Annotated in this window: 19 protein-coding genes, 1 tRNA gene and 2 pseudogenes; 12 read left to right on the top strand and 10 right to left on the bottom strand. The window is 71.1% G+C overall.

Translation table 11 applies throughout. The annotated features are described in order from the left end of the window. Positions 1-8: 8 nt before the first annotated feature. Both ABD339_RS07745 and ABD339_RS07740 read right to left on the bottom strand, forming a co-directional pair. The gene (locus ABD339_RS07745) at positions 9-866 is read right to left on the bottom strand and encodes a DALR anticodon-binding domain-containing protein (RefSeq protein ID WP_344563542.1); all 858 of its coding nucleotides are present in this window, start codon (positions 864-866) and stop codon (positions 9-11) included. Positions 867-1,227: 361 nt separating this feature from the next. Next, complete coding sequence (locus tag ABD339_RS07740; protein ID WP_425575932.1) at positions 1,228-1,788, bottom strand: response regulator; 561 nt, start codon at positions 1,786-1,788, stop codon at positions 1,228-1,230. Between the two features lie 150 nt (positions 1,789-1,938). Here ABD339_RS07740 and ABD339_RS07735 point away from each other — a divergent pair. Further along, a tRNA-Arg gene (locus ABD339_RS07735) sits at positions 1,939-2,010 on the top strand. Between the two features lie 137 nt (positions 2,011-2,147). Here ABD339_RS07735 and ABD339_RS07730 read toward each other — a convergent pair. Then, entirely contained in the window at positions 2,148-2,813 is a 666-nt protein-coding gene (locus tag ABD339_RS07730) for a TetR/AcrR family transcriptional regulator (protein WP_344563540.1), read from the bottom strand. A gap of 133 nt (positions 2,814-2,946) precedes the next feature. On the opposite strand from ABD339_RS07730, the gene ABD339_RS07725 reads away from it, so the two are divergent. Further along, on the top strand, positions 2,947-3,561 hold the full coding sequence (locus tag ABD339_RS07725) for an NAD(P)-dependent oxidoreductase (protein ID WP_344563539.1): 615 nt from the start codon (positions 2,947-2,949) through the stop codon (positions 3,559-3,561). A gap of 260 nt (positions 3,562-3,821) precedes the next feature. Here the strand turns inward: ABD339_RS07725 and ABD339_RS07720 are convergent, their stop codons facing one another. Further along, on the bottom strand, positions 3,822-3,980 hold the full coding sequence (locus ABD339_RS07720) for a hypothetical protein (RefSeq protein ID WP_344563537.1): 159 nt from the start codon (positions 3,978-3,980) through the stop codon (positions 3,822-3,824). On the opposite strand from ABD339_RS07720, the gene ABD339_RS07715 reads away from it, so the two are divergent. Next, entirely contained in the window at positions 3,979-4,947 is a 969-nt protein-coding gene (locus ABD339_RS07715) for an amidohydrolase family protein (RefSeq protein WP_344563535.1), read from the top strand. The two genes, ABD339_RS07720 and ABD339_RS07715, sit on opposite strands and share 2 nt — an antisense overlap. A gap of 256 nt (positions 4,948-5,203) precedes the next feature. Here ABD339_RS07715 and ABD339_RS07710 read toward each other — a convergent pair. Further along, positions 5,204-6,034 (bottom strand): annotated as a pseudogene (locus ABD339_RS07710) (LysR family transcriptional regulator); the annotation flags it as partial. 70 nt (positions 6,035-6,104) lie between these two features. Between ABD339_RS07710 and ABD339_RS07705 the strand changes: the two are divergent. Beyond that, positions 6,105-6,422 (top strand): hypothetical protein, encoded by a 318-nt coding sequence (locus ABD339_RS07705; RefSeq protein ID WP_344563533.1) that lies wholly within the window; start codon positions 6,105-6,107, stop codon positions 6,420-6,422. After that, a complete protein-coding gene (locus ABD339_RS07700; protein ID WP_344563531.1) occupies positions 6,419-7,165 on the top strand; it encodes an SDR family NAD(P)-dependent oxidoreductase in 747 nt (248 codons plus the stop codon). The genes ABD339_RS07705 and ABD339_RS07700 overlap by 4 nt, the downstream gene beginning before the upstream one ends. A 97-nt stretch (positions 7,166-7,262) precedes the next feature. On the opposite strand, the gene ABD339_RS07695 is transcribed toward ABD339_RS07700, so the two are convergent. From ABD339_RS07695 to ABD339_RS07680, 4 genes are all read right to left on the bottom strand, one after another. Beyond that, a complete protein-coding gene (locus ABD339_RS07695) occupies positions 7,263-8,642 on the bottom strand; it encodes a TerD family protein (protein WP_344563529.1) in 1,380 nt (459 codons plus the stop codon). A gap of 254 nt (positions 8,643-8,896) precedes the next feature. Beyond that, complete coding sequence (locus ABD339_RS07690; RefSeq protein WP_344563527.1) at positions 8,897-9,955, bottom strand: DUF8094 domain-containing protein; 1,059 nt, start codon at positions 9,953-9,955, stop codon at positions 8,897-8,899. Between the two features lie 225 nt (positions 9,956-10,180). Next, positions 10,181-11,125 (bottom strand): universal stress protein, encoded by a 945-nt coding sequence (locus ABD339_RS07685; RefSeq protein WP_344563525.1) that lies wholly within the window; start codon positions 11,123-11,125, stop codon positions 10,181-10,183. Between the two features lie 277 nt (positions 11,126-11,402). Next, positions 11,403-11,642 (bottom strand): chaplin, encoded by a 240-nt coding sequence (locus ABD339_RS07680; protein ID WP_344563523.1) that lies wholly within the window; start codon positions 11,640-11,642, stop codon positions 11,403-11,405. Positions 11,643-12,047: 405 nt separating this feature from the next. Between ABD339_RS07680 and ABD339_RS07675 the strand changes: the two genes are divergently transcribed. The 6 genes and pseudogenes from ABD339_RS07675 to ABD339_RS07655 all read left to right on the top strand — a co-directional run bounded on the left by ABD339_RS07675 (position 12,048) and on the right by ABD339_RS07655 (position 15,015). After that, positions 12,048-12,449, top strand: coding sequence for a rodlin (locus tag ABD339_RS07675; protein ID WP_344563521.1), 402 nt, complete (start codon positions 12,048-12,050; stop codon positions 12,447-12,449). A 347-nt stretch (positions 12,450-12,796) separates the two neighbouring features. Continuing rightward, positions 12,797-13,033 (top strand): chaplin, encoded by a 237-nt coding sequence (locus ABD339_RS07670; protein ID WP_344563519.1) that lies wholly within the window; start codon positions 12,797-12,799, stop codon positions 13,031-13,033. Between the two features lie 157 nt (positions 13,034-13,190). Continuing rightward, positions 13,191-13,367 (top strand): annotated as a pseudogene (locus tag ABD339_RS33725) (chaplin); the annotation flags it as partial. A gap of 9 nt (positions 13,368-13,376) precedes the next feature. Continuing rightward, complete coding sequence (locus tag ABD339_RS07665) at positions 13,377-13,829, top strand: LPXTG cell wall anchor domain-containing protein (RefSeq protein ID WP_425575934.1); 453 nt, start codon at positions 13,377-13,379, stop codon at positions 13,827-13,829. Positions 13,830-14,161: 332 nt separating this feature from the next. Further along, on the top strand, positions 14,162-14,464 hold the full coding sequence (locus ABD339_RS07660; RefSeq protein WP_344563515.1) for a hypothetical protein: 303 nt from the start codon (positions 14,162-14,164) through the stop codon (positions 14,462-14,464). Positions 14,465-14,604: 140 nt separating this feature from the next. After that, on the top strand, positions 14,605-15,015 hold the full coding sequence (locus ABD339_RS07655) for a rodlin (protein ID WP_425575921.1): 411 nt from the start codon (positions 14,605-14,607) through the stop codon (positions 15,013-15,015). A gap of 99 nt (positions 15,016-15,114) precedes the next feature. On the opposite strand, the gene ABD339_RS07650 is transcribed toward ABD339_RS07655, so the two are convergent. Continuing rightward, entirely contained in the window at positions 15,115-15,558 is a 444-nt protein-coding gene (locus ABD339_RS07650) for a hypothetical protein (RefSeq protein WP_344563513.1), read from the bottom strand. A gap of 266 nt (positions 15,559-15,824) precedes the next feature. On the opposite strand from ABD339_RS07650, the gene ABD339_RS07645 reads away from it, so the two are divergent. Next, complete coding sequence (locus tag ABD339_RS07645; RefSeq protein ID WP_344563511.1) at positions 15,825-16,322, top strand: DUF5949 family protein; 498 nt, start codon at positions 15,825-15,827, stop codon at positions 16,320-16,322. Positions 16,323-16,494 lie beyond the last annotated feature (172 nt).

Genomic DNA, 16,494 nt, shown 5'->3' with positions numbered 1-16,494 from the left:
TCGTGTCCCTAGATGTGTGCGGGTGCGGTCACGCCGAGCTGGGACAGGCCGCCTGCCAGCACCGCTCCGGTGGCCTCGACGAGGGCCAGTCGGGCGCGGTGGGCGGCCCCGGGTTTCTCGTCGCCCCGGGGCAGCGGCGGACACGCGTCATGAAAGTCGGCGAAGGCGAGCGCGACGCCGTCGAGATGCCGCGCGAGCGGGCCGGGCGCGGTGATACGCGCCCGGTCGGCGAGGAGGGAGAGCAGCCGGCGAGGCGCGGGGTGCGCCGCCCCGGAGAAGGCGGCACCGGCCGCCGCAGGCTCGGGTGCGAGGCCGAGGCGCACGGCCCCGCGCAGCAGGGAACACGTACGGGCGTGCGCGTACTGCACCCGGAAGAGCGAGCCGGCACGCTCGGTACGTACGGCGAGAGCGGCCGGGTCCTCCCCGGTGAGGGCGGCCCAGCGGGGGATGTCACGGCCGGGCGCATCGAGCCCGGCGGAACGCACGCCCGGCGACCGCGCCGCCCCTCCATCCGGGCCCCCTGTACGGTCGGCCGACTCCCGCTCCGCGACGAGAGACCGGAGCAGCTCGGTGCGGGCACCCGCATCCAGCGTGACGTTCACGAACCCGCCCCCCACGACCTCGGCACGCTCGATCCCGAGCTCCCGGACGAGCCGCTCACACAGTACGGCGGCCACCTCACGCGACGGCCACCCGGTGTGCGCGGCGACCTGGAAGGCGACCCCGGTCGCGTAGTCCCCCCCGCCCCTGCGCGGCGGCGACTCGACCACGACACGTGCCTTCTCGGGAAGGCCCGACACCTTCCCTGCCGAAAGCGCGCACCCCAGCGTGTGCTGGACAGTGCGGGAGAGCTGTGCGGGGGTCACAAGAGCAAGCGTATGGGAGACGGGGTGGGTGCACGCGAACAGGTTTCGACTACTGGACGGCAACGGGTGTGAGGCACAGGTTCCGGGCCCCGGAGCGCGACCTCCCTTGGGTTCGAGCGGCCGATGCGGGACCGGAGGAAGGGGAGCCGAGGGAAGGGAGCCAAGGAGGGAAGCCGAGCGAAGGAAGCCGACGGAATGAGGGAGACGCCGGAACGAACGGAAGAACGGAACGATCCGGAACGAGCCGGAAAGAAGAGAGACGCTGGAACGAAGAGAAACGCCGGAACGGAGACGCAAGGGCCGACGCCCCGTGGCAGCGGGACTCAACGACCCCGGAACGGCCTCCGGGCGACCTCGGACGCTACGGCTCAACGACCTCCGACACGGCATCGCGGGCGTCGCCGGCGCCCAGGCAGCCCCCGGTCCGCGCGGAGTCCGCGGGGTCCGGGATATCCGTGGAACCTCTCAGCTCCGGCGTATCACCCGCGCCGAGGGAGACACCGGCCCCGCGCGGGCCCGAGGCCCCCGCCCTCTCCCCGCCGTCCTCCCGACCGCCACGCACCAGCCGCTGAACCATCCGCACCAGCTCAGCGGGCTCGAACGGCTTCGCGAGAAACGCGTCCACCCCGTGCGGCGAGCCGACCGCTCCCCCGCCGTCCAGCTCGGTGCACGCGCTCACGAGCGCCAACGGCAGATGCCGCGTACGCGGATCCGCCCGCAGCCGCTCCGCCGTCCGCAGCCCGTCCAGCCGGGGCATCATGGCATCGAGCGTGACGACATCGGGCCGGGCCCGATGCACCACGTCCAGGCACTCGGCACCGTCGACGGCGGTCACCACCTCGAAGCCCTCAAGCTCAAGGTTGACCCTGATCAACTGCCGGATGACCTTGCTGTCGTCGACGACAAGCACCCGGCCGGACATACCTGGCACGTCCCAAAGAGTAGGCGCGCCCCTCAACCCGCGTCCGGCTTTTGCCCATTTCCACCCCGCCCTCCCCCACCCCCCAAACCCGTTCCGGCCCACCCCCGATGAGCTGGTAGTGTTCTACCCGTCGCCGCCACAAACGGCCACGCCCCCGTAGCTCAGGGGATAGAGCAACGGCCTCCGGAGCCGTGTGCGCAGGTTCGAATCCTGCCGGGGGTACTTTTCTTCAAGTACCGGAACGCCTCGTGTCCAGCCTCTTCGCTGGTGCGGGGCGTTTTTGCGTGGTGCGACCGGACACGGCATCCGGGAGGCACACGATCAGGTGGCGGCCCGCTCATGTGCCGTCCCGCTCCACCTCATGTGTGGTCCCGCTCCAGGAGGGCGGCGATGTCGGCTGCCGGGTGGGCCGTGTGGAGGCTGAGCAGGTCGGCGAGCAGGGCGTTCAGGGGTGGCCAGGGGATGTCGCCGTGGTCGTTGTAGAGGCTGATCAGGCCGTGCATCGCGGTCCAGAGCAGGAGTCCGGCCTGCCACTGGTGCTCTGTCGTGGAACTCCGGTCCGTGTCGGTGACCGCCGCCAGGGAGGCGACGACGGACTCCAGTAGTTCGGCGCCGGCGCCGTGGGCGGATCCGGGGACGAGGTCGGCCGGCATGCGCCCGCCGAAGAGGGTGCGGTAGTGGCCGGGCTGCTCGACTCCCCAGTGCACGTAGGCGGCGCACCGGGCTACGAGGTCGGTCAGCGGATCGGGCGCGGAGTGGGCGGCCTGGTTCATCAGGCCGGCCAGTTCGTCGTAGCGCAGTCGCAGCACGTGCTCGATCAGTGCGCCCAGGTCCGGGAAGTGGCTGTAGATGCTGGCCGGGGCGACCCCGACCTCGCGCGCTACCTGTCGCAGCGTCAGCGTCTCCGGCTGGTCGAGGGTGGCCAGGAGTCTCGCTGCGGCATCCACCAGCTGAGCCTTGAGTACCTGGCCCTGCCCCCGCGGGTTGCGGCGGCGACGGGTGGCGGCTCCCTCGTCAGATGACACGTTGCCCCTTCCGACCAGCGTGAACCGTTGAGCAGCGGCCGTTCATGCTACAGCCCTCGCTCGCCTTGACACCGGTAACCAACAGTCGTTTACTTACATCACCAACAGTTGTTCAGTTAAAGGACGGCACATCATGCGCATCGCGATACTCGGCGCGTCCGGCAGGGTCGGCGGCCTGGTCACCACCCAGGCTCTTGAGCGGGGGCACGAGGTCGTGGCCCTCGTCCGCACCCCGGGCCGGGTCACCGTGCCGCCCTCGCGGGGGCGGGTCGAGGTACGGCAGGCGGACGTCTTCTCCCCGCAGACCTTTCCCGGACTGGACGATGTCGAGGCGGCCGTCTCGGCCATCGGCATCGGAAAGGGGGACGGGCCGGGCGCGCTGGCCGCCGGGGCCGGACTGCTCGCCGCGGCCCCTGTCCGCACGGTGTGGCTCGGCGCGCTGGGGTCGGGGGTTTCGACCGGCGCGGGCGGGCGGATCTACCAGGCCGTGATGCGGATGGCCGTCGGCAAGGAACTGGCGGAGAAGGCCGAGGCGGACCGGATCGCCCTGGCCGGGGGCGCCACCGTCTTCCACGCCCCGGACCTGACCGACGGGCCCGTCAGCCCCGAGCGCCGGCTCGTACCGCTCGCCGAGCTGCGCCGCCCCCTGCTGCCACCGAGAATGTCCCGCGCCACCGTGGCCACGCTCCTGCTGGACGAAGCGGAGACGGGTGCCCACGGTGGCGAAGTTGTCGTGCCGCTCGGCTGACCACGGCCGCGGGTGCTGCGGCTCCGGCGCGTCCGCCCCCGGCCGCCCGGCGGGGCGCGTCCTGCCGCGCGAGCCGTTCCCCCCTTCTGTCCCGTTCCCCTCCCGGCGACGAAGGGGGTACGGGCCAACTGGTGGTGTGCGGCGAGTAATTCGGACTCCCACTCGACGGTGCCGTGGGTGACGGACTGCCGTGCGACGTGGGTCCCGGTGACCACGCGGGCCCCCGGGCAGCTCCAGCGGGCGCTCCGGGGAGACGGTGATCACCGGAACCCCTGTTGCGGCGCGAAGATCGCCGGTCCTTTACCGACCAGCCGTGGCAGCGCCGCCCGCAGCACCCCGCTGCCTGCGCCGTACATCTCCTCCAGCACTTCCACCCGTGGCCGGGAGCCGGGCTCGTGCCGACGAAGGAGCCTTGTCATGACCTACATCGCGCTGGAAGAAGCCTTCATCATCCCGGAGCCGGCCGTGCGCCAGGCCCCGGCGCCCATGCGGATCCGGATCCGGGCCACCGACCAGTACGCCGGACATTGCGCGCGACGCCTGGGCGACTTCGAGGAACTCCGTCTTCCCGACATGGACGCGCACGGCATCGACATCCAGGTCCTGTCGCTGAGCGTGCCCGGCGTCCAAGCCGACACCGACGCCGCCACCGCCGTCGCCCACGCGCGCTTCGCCAACGACCACCTCGCCGAGACCGTCGCCCGGCACCCGACCCGGTTCCGCGGGTTCGCCGCCCTGCCGCTCCAGGATCCCGCGGCAGCCGTGGCCGAACTCGAACGCTGCGTCAGACAGCTCGGGTTCAGGGGAGCCCTGGTCAACGACCATACCCACGGCCGCTACCTGGACGACCGGGAGTATGACGAGGTGTGGAGCGCGCTCGAAGAACTCGGTGTGCCGCTGTATCTCCACCCCGGGTCGCTGCCGTACGACGAGTGGCACGTGATGCGCGGGCGACCCGAGATGTACGGGGCCAGTTGGAGCTGGCAGGCGGAGACCGGGGGCCACGCCATGCGGCTGATCTACTCCGGCGTCTTCGACCGGCACCCCGCCGCGACCCTGATCCTCGGGCACCTGGGCGAGTTCCTGCCGTTCCAGCGCTCCCGCCTCGACTCGCGCTACCGCACACTGCGGGTGGAGAAACCGCTCGAACGGATGCCGTCGCAGTACATCGGAAGCAACATCCTGATCACCACGAGCGGCGTGCCGGCCCCGGAGGCCGTGCAGGCCGCCGTGCTGACCGTCGGGGCCGACGCGGTCATGTTCGCGATCGACTACCCGTACGAGGAGACCGCCGAAGCGGTCGCCGCGATCGAGAAGGCGGACCTCACGCCCGAGGCCAGGGAGAAGATCGCCCACCTCAACGCCCGCCGCGTGCTGGGCATCTGACCGGAGGGGAGCGCGCCCGGCCGGCCTCCCCGGCCGACATCCCGGGTGTCCAGGGGCCGGCTCACCGGGCCCCTTCCGCGACGGCCCCGTGATTCGCCGGGCCGGCCGACACCTCCGGTTCCGCGCCGTCCGGGCGACTCACGTGCGAAGGGTTCACGTCCGGACGGCTCACGTGCGAACGGCTCACGTCCGAACGGCTCGCGTCCGAACGGCTCGCGTCCGAACGGCTCACGTCCGGACGACTCACCTGCGGGCGCTGCCCGAGCGCGGCGGCCACGAACGACGCGACCAGCGGACGACGGTCCTGCTCGTTCCAGGCGAGCACGAGGCGGCTGGGCGGCGCGTCGGTCACGGGGACGCGGACCAGTCCGGCGGGGGCCGGGTCGGCCAGGGAGCGGGGCAGCACCCCGATCATCCGGTTCATCCTGATCATGTGGAGCAGCTGGACCGCGTCGGCGACCTCGGGACCGGAACCGTCGCCTCCGGGCACGCCTTTCCAGCGGGGCAGCGTCTCTCCTGCCAGATCGGACATCCGCACCGTGGCGCGCCCGGCCAGCCGGTGTCCGGAGGGGAGGATGACCACGCGGTCCTCGATGTGCAGCGTCTCGTGGTCCAGGCCGTCGAGGTCGTCGAACGGCGCGTAGAGCAGGCCGACATCGGCCCGGCCGTCCCGCAGGAAGTCGGTGCGGTCGGCGGGGCCGCTGAAGAGGATGTCCACCCGGCGGGCGTCGGGCTGGTGGGCGTACTCGGCCAGGAGTCCGGAGAGCAGGCCGGCGTCGCCGCCGGGTTTGAGCACGAGCCGCAAGGGGGCTTCGGCATCACCAGCGCGCCGGGCCTTGCGGACGGCGGCGCCGACCGCGTTGAGCGCGTGCCGCCCGTGTTCCAGCAGCGCCTCCCCGGCCGGAGTCAGCTCGACGTGCCGGCTGGAGCGGATGAACAGCGCGACGCCGAGGCGGGTCTCGATCCGCCGGATCGCCTTCGACAGCGCCGGCTGGGCGATCGAGAGCCGGGCGGCGGCCCGGCCGAAGTGCAGCTCGTCGGCGACGGCGATGAAGTACTCAAGCTCTCGGGTCTCCAGTTCGGCCATGCCTACAGGTTATCGCCGGGTGCCGAATCGGTCTTGGACGCGGGCCGTTCAATTCGCCGAAGATTGCCACATGATTCACCACACAATGATTGTTTCCTTCGATCAGCCGCTACCTGATACCGCACTCGACCAATACCTCGCAGATATCAAACGGGTCATGCTCGACAGCGGTCTCGTGGAGTCTGCCGTAGCCAGTCGGCACCTCCCCGTCCCCGGCGAGGAGGCTATTCCGGCGCTGGTCGCGTCCGCGATCGTGCGGTTCACCGTGGCCGACACCGACACCCTGGCGAAGGCGTTCACCGCGCCCGGCCTGCACGAGGTCATCCAAGGCTGGCAGGCGCGGCACCCGTACAAGGTCGCCTGGGCGAACCACGAGGTGCTGGCGTGAGCGACGTCACCCGTAAGGCGGGGCTGGTCACCGGCGCCGGCAGCGGCATCGGCCGCGCGGCGGCGCTGGAGTTCGCCCGCAGCGGCGCCGCGGTCGCGGTACTCGACATCGACGGGAACTCGGCGGCCGAGACGGCAGAACTGATCAGGGCGGACGGCGGGGAGGCGCTGGCCGTCACCGCTGACATCGCCGACGAACGCGCGGTGCGGGAGGCCGTCGAGCGCACGGTCGCGGCGTTCGGCGGGCTGCACTTCGCCGTGAACAACGCGGGCCTGGACTCGCACCACCGGCAGCTCGATCAGATGACACTGGCGGAATTCGAGCGGGTGGTCCAGGTCAACCTGGCCGGAACCTTTCTGTGCATGAAGTACGAGCTGCCCCTGCTCGAAGGCGGCGGCGCGATCGTCAACGTCGCCTCCAACGGGGGCTTGTACGCGATCCCGACCGCCCCCGCCTATGTCGCCGCCAAGCACGGCATCGTCGGGCTCACCAAGGTCGCCGCGGTCGATTACGCACCACGGGGCGTCCGCGTCAACGCCGTCTGCCCCGGCCCGACCCGTACACCCGGGTTCGAGAGGGTGGCGGCCGGCACCGATCTGATCGCGATGCAGGAGTCGATCACTCCGCTCGGCCGGATGGCCGCACCGGAGGAGGCCGCAGCGGCAGCAGCCTGGCTCTGCTCGGACGCCGCCTCCTACGTCACCGGGATCGCGCTGTCGGTGGACGGCGGCCGACGGGCGTGAGCGTCAGCATGCTGTCCCGGGGCGTCGCGCCCCGGGACAGCATGCGGTCGGGCCGGGGCCCAACAGGCGTGTCGTGCGGCGGGGATGAGGAGGGCGATCAGCTCTTGCCGGCCGCGTGCCAGGTCATCCCCCAGCCGTACGCCAGATCCGCTGACTGCTGCTTGAGGATGCCGGGCGGGCGCACGAGGTACTTCGCCTCTCGACGGACGCCCAGTTCGCCGCCCACGTTCTCGATCAGGGCGATCGCGGCGACCTGCGAGGGGACGGTGCACTCGTCCAGGTGCATCTCGATCGGCGGGCCGGCCGGCGGGTACAGCGTGGCGACCCCGTCCAGGCCGGCGAAGTCCGACGCGCCCGCGTAGATGACCACGAACACGAGGATGCGCTTGATCTCGGCCGCGTGGTCGAGGTTGATGACGAGGTTCTCGCCGGTCGCACTTGAGCCGGTGCGGTCGTCCTGGTCCAGGCGGATGTAGGGCGGCTGGTCGTATGAGCCGAACTTGTTCTCGATGGGGTGGACGATGCCCGTCGCGCCGTTCTGCAACTCCCACAGGCAGGAGAGGTCCAGATCGACGTCCTCCAGCCGGACGGCGCCCTTCCCCTTTTTGAGCCAGCCACGGGGCGGCTTACGGGCGCTCCAGGTGAGGTTGACGCGCATGGCCCCTGACGTGGCGCCCTGCTTGGTCAGCGACACCGCGGGCGCTTCCTTCGTCAACGTGATCTTCGACAGCCGCACCGGTCGCGCCTGAGTCGGAGCCGGGGCCTGCGTCGGTGCCGGGGCCTGCGCGAAGGGCGGCGGCGAAGGCGGCGCAAGCGTGCCGGGGAGGGCCGGTGCGGGCGGCGCCTGCCGCGCGGGTGCGGAGGATGCGGGCGCGGAGGGGGTGACGGGTGCGGAGGGCGCGACGGACGGGGTGGGCGGGACGGGTGGCGCGGGCGAGGCGGGCTCGTCGACGGAGATGCCGAAGTCGGTGGCGAGCCCCGCCAGGCCGGAGGCGTACCCCTGGCCCACCGCGCGGAACTTCCACGCATCGTTTCGCCGGTACAGCTCCCCGAGCACGAACGCCGTCTCCGACGTGGCACCCGAGGCATCGAAGCGCGCCGCCTCCGCACCACTGTCCGCGTCCAGCACGCGTACGAACAGGCCGGACACCTGGCCGAAAGTGCCGTCGGTGGAAGCCGCGAGCACCACCGTCCCGATCTCCCGCTCCACCGCGGAAAGTTCCACTCCCAGCGTCTCGATCATGCCCGCGCCCGCGCCGTCCTGACGCTGCCGCTTGCCTTCGTGGCGTACGGCGCCGCCACGGTGCACCGGTTGGTTGTAGAACACGAAGTCGTCGTCCGACCGCACCTTCCCGGCCGCCGTGAGCAGCAGTGCGGACGCGTCCACATCAGGCGTCCCGGGCGCTGCCTGCCAGCCCAGCTCGACCCGGACCCTGGCATGCGGTATCGGCGCGTTGGCGCCCTTTTGCAACGACATATGAATCTCCCCCGTCATGACCTTCGCCCCCCGGAGCCTAGGTCTTCGGGCTCCGCTCAGCATCCGTCCGCCCGCATCTGTTGCCCGTCTGCGACCGCCCGGCACAGCGGTCGTAGCAACGGTACGAGCCGTCCGGCTGACGTGCGACCGCCGAGCGTCCGGCGCAGTCGAGCACGGGCTTGAGGGTGTACGCACGGTGATCGGCGGCAACCGTCAACAGCGCGCACAGGACGGCCGGGCAGCCGCCGGACGGCTCACCGCGAGCCCACCAGCGCGTACTTCGCGGCCAGCATCACCGGGGCACCGCGCGGGGGCAGCCGGACGAGGGCCTGGCCGTGGAAGGTGGTGACGATGACGGTGCGGGGCGCGGCGTCGTAGACAGCCTCTTCGGCGGAGGGGGTGAGTTGCAGCCCCGGACGGGTGACGCGCAGCCGCTGTTCGTGTGCGAGGGGCACGAGCGCGAGCACCCCTCCGTCGGCGGTGCGCAGCGCGTAGCTGTCGCCGTAGCGGGGCGCGCGCGGGATGAAGCGCTTGTGCGCCCCCTGCGCACCGAGTGCGTCATCGCGGTCCCGGTAGGTCGAACGCGCCTCCCGTGTCACGGGGTTCGGCGCCAGCGTCGCCGCCTCGTCCTTGCCGCCGGTCTGCCAGAGGTCTTCGTATGCCGCGGGTATGTCCTCCGCGCTCAGCTCGCCGCTCGTGGCGGCGGTGGAAACGGTGCGTGCCAGGCCCTCCGCGTCCTCGGCCAGCCGGGGCAGCCGCCCGGCCTGGAGTTCGAGCGCCGCGCGCAGCCGCCAGTGGCCGTTTCTGTTGGCGAACAGGAGCACGCCGGCGGGGCGCCGGGAGGCGGTGGACGCCTCGGGCGCACCGGGGGGCTCCCGAGGCGTCCGCGTGGCGGTGACCAGGAACCAGTCGGCACCGGCGGGTATATGGAAGATCCGGTTCCGATAGCTGAACGGCCGTGTCGCAGCCGCCCGTTCACGCCGCGAAAGGGCCTGGTACTGCTCGTATCCGGCCCGCGACCGTTCCAGCGCGTTGCCCGCCTCGGCCTGAGCGAGGAGGGCGATGTTCCGGGCCTTGTTGGCCTTGTTGACGAGCCGCTCGTAGCGGTCGAGGAGCCGCTCGGCCCGGGCGACGGTCACCGCCCCGCGCGCCTGGGGGCGGCCACCCGCGTGCGGCGTTCCTCGCTCACGGGCGCCCTGGCCGGACACGCTCCCCTCCGCCCGGCCCTCGGTACCACGGTCACAGGCGGCCGTCCCCAGAACGAGCGCAACCGCGAGGGCCATGGCGGGCGCGGGCAGGCATCGGCGCGGCATGGCGTAACTCCTGTGTCCGGACCGTGAGACGTGGGGCCGGAGTCGGGACCTGGAACGAGCGGGCCGGGGTAGGGAAGTGGGACGGGCCTGACCGTGGGGCTCCGGTTCCCGGAACCCCACGGTCCGCGTCCCGGCAGAATGCCCCACGCGTGCCGCCTGTTCACGGGATCAACGAGAAGTGACCTACTCGTGATCAACGCCTGCCCGCCCCCGCGCACCCGCCCCTCAGCCCTCCCCGCCTCCCCCATGGCGCCACAGGCCATGACCGTGCCCCTCCCCGCGCCCGTGCTCCCGGTGTGCGCGTACGACCACCACGGGGCAGTGCGCGTGGTGCAGGACCGCCTGGCTGACCGAGCCGAGCAGCAGCCCCGTGAACCCTCCCCTGCCGCGTGCGCCGACAACGACGAGCTGGGACTCCTCGCTGGCCTCGATCAGTGCCTGCCTGCTGTAGTCCTGCACGAGGCGGGGCGTGACGGTCACCTCCGGGTATTTCTCGCGCCACCCGGACAACGCCAGCGACAGGACCCGCTCCTGCTCCTCCCTGAGCTTGACGGGGTCGTAGACGGAAGGCACCTGCACGCCGGGGCCGAGCGCCACAGGTAGGCCGGTCCAGTTGTCCCAGCTGTGCAGCGCGACAAGTCCGGCCTTGCGCCGCGCGGCTTCGGCGAACGCCCAGCCCACCGCGGCGTCCCCGACCTCGGACCCGTCCACCCCCAGCAGCACCGGCCCCCCGGGCCCCTTCCGTCCCCGGGTCACCAGCACGGGGCAGGTGGCGTGCGCGGCGAGGTGCACCGCCACGGATCCGACGAGCAATCCGGTGAAGCCGCCCAGCCCCCGGGTGCCGACGACGACCAGGCAGGCGTCCCGCGACTCCTCGGTGAGCACGGAGACCGGCGCCCCCGGGACAACGGAGTAGGAGACCTCGATCTCGGGCTGGGCCTTCCTGGCACGCGCGGCGGCGTCCTGTGCGGTCTTGTCGGCGAGGGTGCGCATCCCGCCTTCGGGCGAGCCCATCACAGAGGGCCCCAGCGGCACTTTCAGCGTAGGCCATACGAACGCGTGCACGACGCGCAGCGAGGTTCCGCGAAGCCTTGCCTCACGGGCCGCCGCGTCCACCGCCTCCAGGCTCGAAGAGGAACCGTCCACGCCCACAACGACCGACGCGCTCATGACCGTCCTCCTCCCGTGCCCGTGCCCGCTCCCGCCGTACGTGCGCTCTCTCCGGCCTCTCCAGGCTTACAGCCCCTGGCTCACCCAGCAGGTACGGATGCGCCGAACGGGGCGGGCGGCTTCCCTCGCGGCCGGGAAGCGGTGCGGCGGGACCCGTGTCCGAATGCCCGAAGGGCCCCGCATCTGGTGAGTCACCAGGTGCGGGGCCCTTCGGGTCCGTCTGTTCCCTCGGCGGGAAGCACGGGCCGTCCCCCCGGCGGGGGACGGGGATCACTGGTCAGTTGTTGACCCCGGTGTTCCCGAAGGCGGGGTTCAGCAGCCCGACGATGTCGATGGTGTTGCCGACGACCTGGAGCGGGATGTTGATGGGTGCCTCGATGGCGTTGCCGGAGACCGCGCCGGCGGAGTTCTTGGCCCCCGCGGCAGCCCCCGCGTCGGCGGACGCGGCACCCGCACCGGCTCCCACCGCCATGCCCGCGGTTGCCATGACCAAAGCGGCCTTCTTCGTGGTCTTCACGGAGTGCTCCTCCAAAATCAATCGCGGCCCCGACCTGGCGCCGCGGACTGCTGAACGCGGCGCCTGGAATACGGGCACGGCCGCCCGTCCGCCTTCCGCCGATCGGCCCAGCCGCACGACGGAAAGCGGGCACGCGGCGCCGGATGCCAAAGGCCGGAGAGCCGAACCGGATTCCGGGCGCCGGATGCCGGATGCCGCGCATCGCGAGGCGCAACCGGATGCCGCGGGAAAACAGCTCCGCCACGCCAACAGCCCGTCGGCGGGGGGGCGATAGCGAAGGCCGGGGTGATGAGCGGATGCATCGGATCACCTCATGTCGTCCGGGTGAACCTGCGCAACCAACGGCGTCCGGCCGAGTTGTCCAGTGCGCTCCGCGTCTGAGCTCCACATCAGGAGGACTAAGTAATGATCAAGAACGCGCTGGCCACCGCAGCGGCGGCGACCGCCATTGTCGGCGTGGCCGCACCCCAGGCCATGGCCGTGGGCAATGACCACGGCACCACGACGGTCAACGGCAATGGCGCGGCCCAGGCATACGGCAACTCCGCCACGCACGGCAACATGAGCCCGCAGTTCGCGCTGATCCAGGGCTCGCTCAACAAGCCCTGCATCGGCCTGCCGGCCAAGGTCAACGCCGGTTCCCTCGTGGGCCTGGTGCCGATCGCAGTCCAGGACATCAATGTCCTGTCCAGCCCGCAGAACCAGCAGTGCACCGAGAACTCCACCCAGGCCAAGGGTGACGAGCCGCTCTCGCACATTCTGGACGACATCCCGATCCTCTCGGGCAACGGCGCCGGCAACCGCTGAGCCCACCCCGGCACAGGCCGGATCGAAACGCGGGCGAGGCCCGGAGTGCGTCAGGCACTCCGGGCCTTCCGCTGTTCCCGCGCGAATATTCCACCCACATCGCCCGGCAATATCACTATCCCAATTCGCGGTCATCCGCCGGGCGCTCCGCCTCACCCTGAGTAAGGCCCGGCAGAAATATCATTACGCCACCTGAGCGAGACCTGAGGGAATTCCGCATTATTCGTGTCGTACGGATCCTGGCCTCGTTACGAATGGCGACAGCGGAGTTGCGGGCGATCAGCCAGCACTCGTGGACCTGCGAAATCCGTGGTCCTACGAAACCCGCTCAAGAAAGGACTCCCCACGTGAAGTACACGAAGGTCGCGACCGTCGCCGCAGGTACGCTGATGGCTCTGGGTACCGCCGCTGCGCCGGCGCTCGCCGACTCCGGCGCGCAGGGTGGCGCCGCGAACTCGCCGGGCGTCATCTCGGGCAACGTCATCCAGGTTCCGGTGCACGTCCCGGTCAACGTCTGTGGCAACACCATCAACGTGATCGGCCTGCTCAACCCGGCGTTCGGCAACACCTGCGTCAACGACTGACGCTCCCCCGCCCCTCGTGCGCGGGACCAGCTCGGACCGGCTCCGGTGCGTGGGGCGTGGAGCCCACGCACCGGAGCCGTCCGGTTTCCTGAGACGCGGATACGGGATATCTGAGGATTCCGCGCCTTCCGCAACACACTGAGAGCAGGAAGAGACCATGCGAAAGGTCTTGAGCAGGAGCCTTTTGACCGCAGCGGCCACCACCGGTGTTCTCGCCGGGGTCGCCGGGTACGCACAGGCCGACTCCCAGGCCGACTCCGGCGCTGTGGGCTCCCCAGGGGTACTGTCGGGTAATTCCGTCCAAGCACCCGTGCATCTCCCGGCAAACGCCTGCGGGAATTCCGTGAGCGTGATCGGGCTGCTGAACCCGACATTCGGCAACGGCTGCGCCAACCACTCCGCACAGCGCACTCCCGAGCACCACAAGGGCGGGCACCACAAGGGCACGGAGAAGCCCGAGGAGAAGACGGCCCCGCGGCCCGCCGAAAAGCCGGCGGAAGCGCCGGAGCAGGCACCGGAGCGCGTGCGGGAGCAGCCGGCGGAAAAGCCCGCGGCGCAGTCCCCCGAACGTCCTGACACCGAGCGTGCCCCGGCCGCCCAGCCCGCACAGGAGCGCGCCGACGCCCCGGTCCGGGAAGCCGCGCCCCGCTCCGCCGAGCAGGCGGAAGAGGCGCACACCGCCGACGTCCTCGCCGAGACGGGCTCGTCGGGCACCGGCATTGCGGCGGCCCTCGGCGTCGGTGCGCTGCTGGGCGGGGTGGTGCTCTACCGCCGCTCCGCTACCCGCCGAAGCTGACCCCCTCCCCGGGCCCGGCCGCGATCGCGGCCGGGCCCGGGGACCGTTTCCCGTATCCCCATGTCCCCGCGCCTCCGGCTTTCCGCCGCGACCGGCTCGTCCGAGTCGGCTCCCCGACCGCTCGTCGGATTTGCGGAGTTCTGGCGCTGCCCGTATTCGAGCCCTCCCCCGCGTGGGGAGGTTCGGCCGAGAAAAAGCGTGGGCGCATAGTTGCCGGCACGCTGCGGGATCGTTAGCAAGGGCGACGCCGGAGATGCCGGGCCCTGCGAATTCCCGGGCCGTTCCGTCGTATTGCTGGCCACTCGACAACTCCTCCGGGGAGAAGCACCAACATGAAACACCAGAAGACCGCCGCCGTTGTCGTCGGGTCCGTAGTGGCTCTGGGCGGCGCGGCCCCCGCCTTCGCGAACGAGCCGGCCCCGGCACAGGGTTTCAGCCTCAACGGTGGTCTCGACCAGGCACTTCGGAGCGACACTCTGGATGTGGCACCGGTGGACGGGCCGCAGTTCGACGCTGCGGTGGACACCGTGAAGGGCGTCGCCAAGAGCGGCGAACTCAAATCCGGAAAGAGCCTGTTGGGCGCCGAAAAGCCCCCGCAGCTGCCCCTGCTGGGCGGTCTTCCGGTCAAGTTGTGAGACGTCCCGTCCGGCACTGATTTCCTGCGGTCACTGCACACATTCACCAATCAGGTGAAAAAGGAAAACCCCGCAAGCGGAAGATAGTTGAACCCGACGTTCCAGGCTTCCGCACCCTTCAAGGAAGAACGGTAGAACCCATGATGAAGAAGACGCTGTCCACCGCCACGGTGGCAGTTTCGCTCGTCGGCGTCTCCGCGATGGCTGCCCCGCAGGCGCTGGCCGTCGGCAACGACACCGGCACCACCTCGGTGAACGGCAACGGAGCCAGCCAGAGCTTCGGCAATGCCGTCACGCGCGGCAACGGCAGCCCGCAGTTCCAGGCCATCCAGGGCTCGCTCAACAAGCTCTGCCTCGGCCTGCCGGTCAAGGCCAACGTCGGTTCGCTCGTCGGCCTCGTGCCGATCGCGGTCCAGGACATCAACGTTCTGTCCAGCCCGCAGAACCAGCAGTGCGCCGACAACTCCTCGCAGGGCAAGGGTGACGAGCCGCTGTCCCACATCCTCAACGACATCCCGGTCCTGGCCGGGAACGGCGTGGGTAACCGCTGAGCACCCAGGGCTCTCCAGCCCGCATAGAGAAGCCACCGGCTCGCGCCGGTGGCTTCTTCGTGTGCGCTCGCGCCGCCCGCGCGCGAGCACGGCCGGGACTCAGTGGGGCAACGCGTCGATCAACGAGCCTGCCACCGGACCCGCCAGGGGCAGTTCGGTGAGCGACGCACCCCGGGCGAGGGGTCCGGTAAGGGCCGCGGTGCTCACCTCGCGGAAGTCGGCGACCTTGGTGGCGACGGCGTTGTTGAGCGGATCGGTACCGGTGCCCGCCATCGGGTTGAGGGGCATCTCCTTGGCCACGACCAGGGACTCGCCCAGCCCGCGCCCGAGGCCGTACACCGTGCCGGAGACCGGCGCCGTGAGGCCCTCGGCGGCGGCCTTGAATCCCGCCGCGGCGTCGGGTTTGCCGCCGCCCTGCTCAGCCGCCATGGCCGCCGGGCCACTGGAGGCGAAGGCGGCCCCGACGAGCGTGACGAGCAGTCCCGCGCGCACAAGTGCGCGCGGGGAGGGGGTTTTCTGAGATGCGGGGCGGGAGTTCGACATGTGTCACCACCGTGTACGAGTAAGGAGAACGCGGCAACACTACGTGTAGCCGTTTAACTCCATACCGTAGTCGAGCCCTCTGTGGGGTTCCAGCGCGCCGGGCCATCGGGGCAGCGCGGGGACACATCCGGGGAGAGAACGTCAGCCTGGTGGAGACGTACGGATGAGCGACTGTGCCCCCGGTGGCGTGCTCGCGTCGCGAGTGTGGTCATTGCGGGTGATTCGGGTGCGGCTGTCACCGTTGATCGCCGCTAGGGTGCCGGTCCATGACCATCCCCCAGACCGCCCAGGGCGGCCTCCGGCAGCAGCAGTTCGGCACTCTCACCGTGATCGGCTGGGCCGGCGCGTACGAGGACGGAAGGGACATGGCATTCCTGCTGGCCTACTCGCTCGGTGACGGGCCCGCGGGCCCCCAGGGCACCAGGGCGGCGACCAAGCAGGTCATCACCGAGGCGGGACTCCCCTTGGGCGGGGAGGTGGTGGACGGTTCGGCCCGGCGGGGGCTTCCGGTGACCCTGCTGGTCGAGGGCGGGCAGGCGGTGTTGACGATGCCGAAGCTCACCGTGCAGTATCCGGCGCCCCCCGAGTGGATCACCGCCGCGCGGCAGCGCGGGCAGGTCTACTTCATGTTCGCGACCGACCCCTGGCCCGAGGGCGCGCCCGGCGCCAACGTCGTTGAGGACGCGCTCCGGGAGTTCGTGAGCGAGGAGATGATGGCGTCCGCCGCTCACTGCCTGCTGCCCGTCCGCAGTCTGGCCGGCTGAACAGGCGCCGGTGCCGGGTGCCGAACCGGCTCCGCCGCAGGCTCCGGACCGGGCTCGGGCCCGTCGCTCCGGATCCGGAATCCGGCTTCCTTGCTCCGGATTCCGCATTCCTGGCTCCGGTTCTGGTTCCGGGCTCCGGTGAGGCTGTCGTCGCGGAGGGCCGGTCCCCTCA

It is taken from the genome of Streptomyces axinellae, assembly GCF_039532135.1.
GTDB classification, from domain to species: domain Bacteria; phylum Actinomycetota; class Actinomycetes; order Streptomycetales; family Streptomycetaceae; genus Streptomyces; species Streptomyces axinellae.
This window is presented reverse-complemented; position numbering and strand designations above follow the sequence as displayed.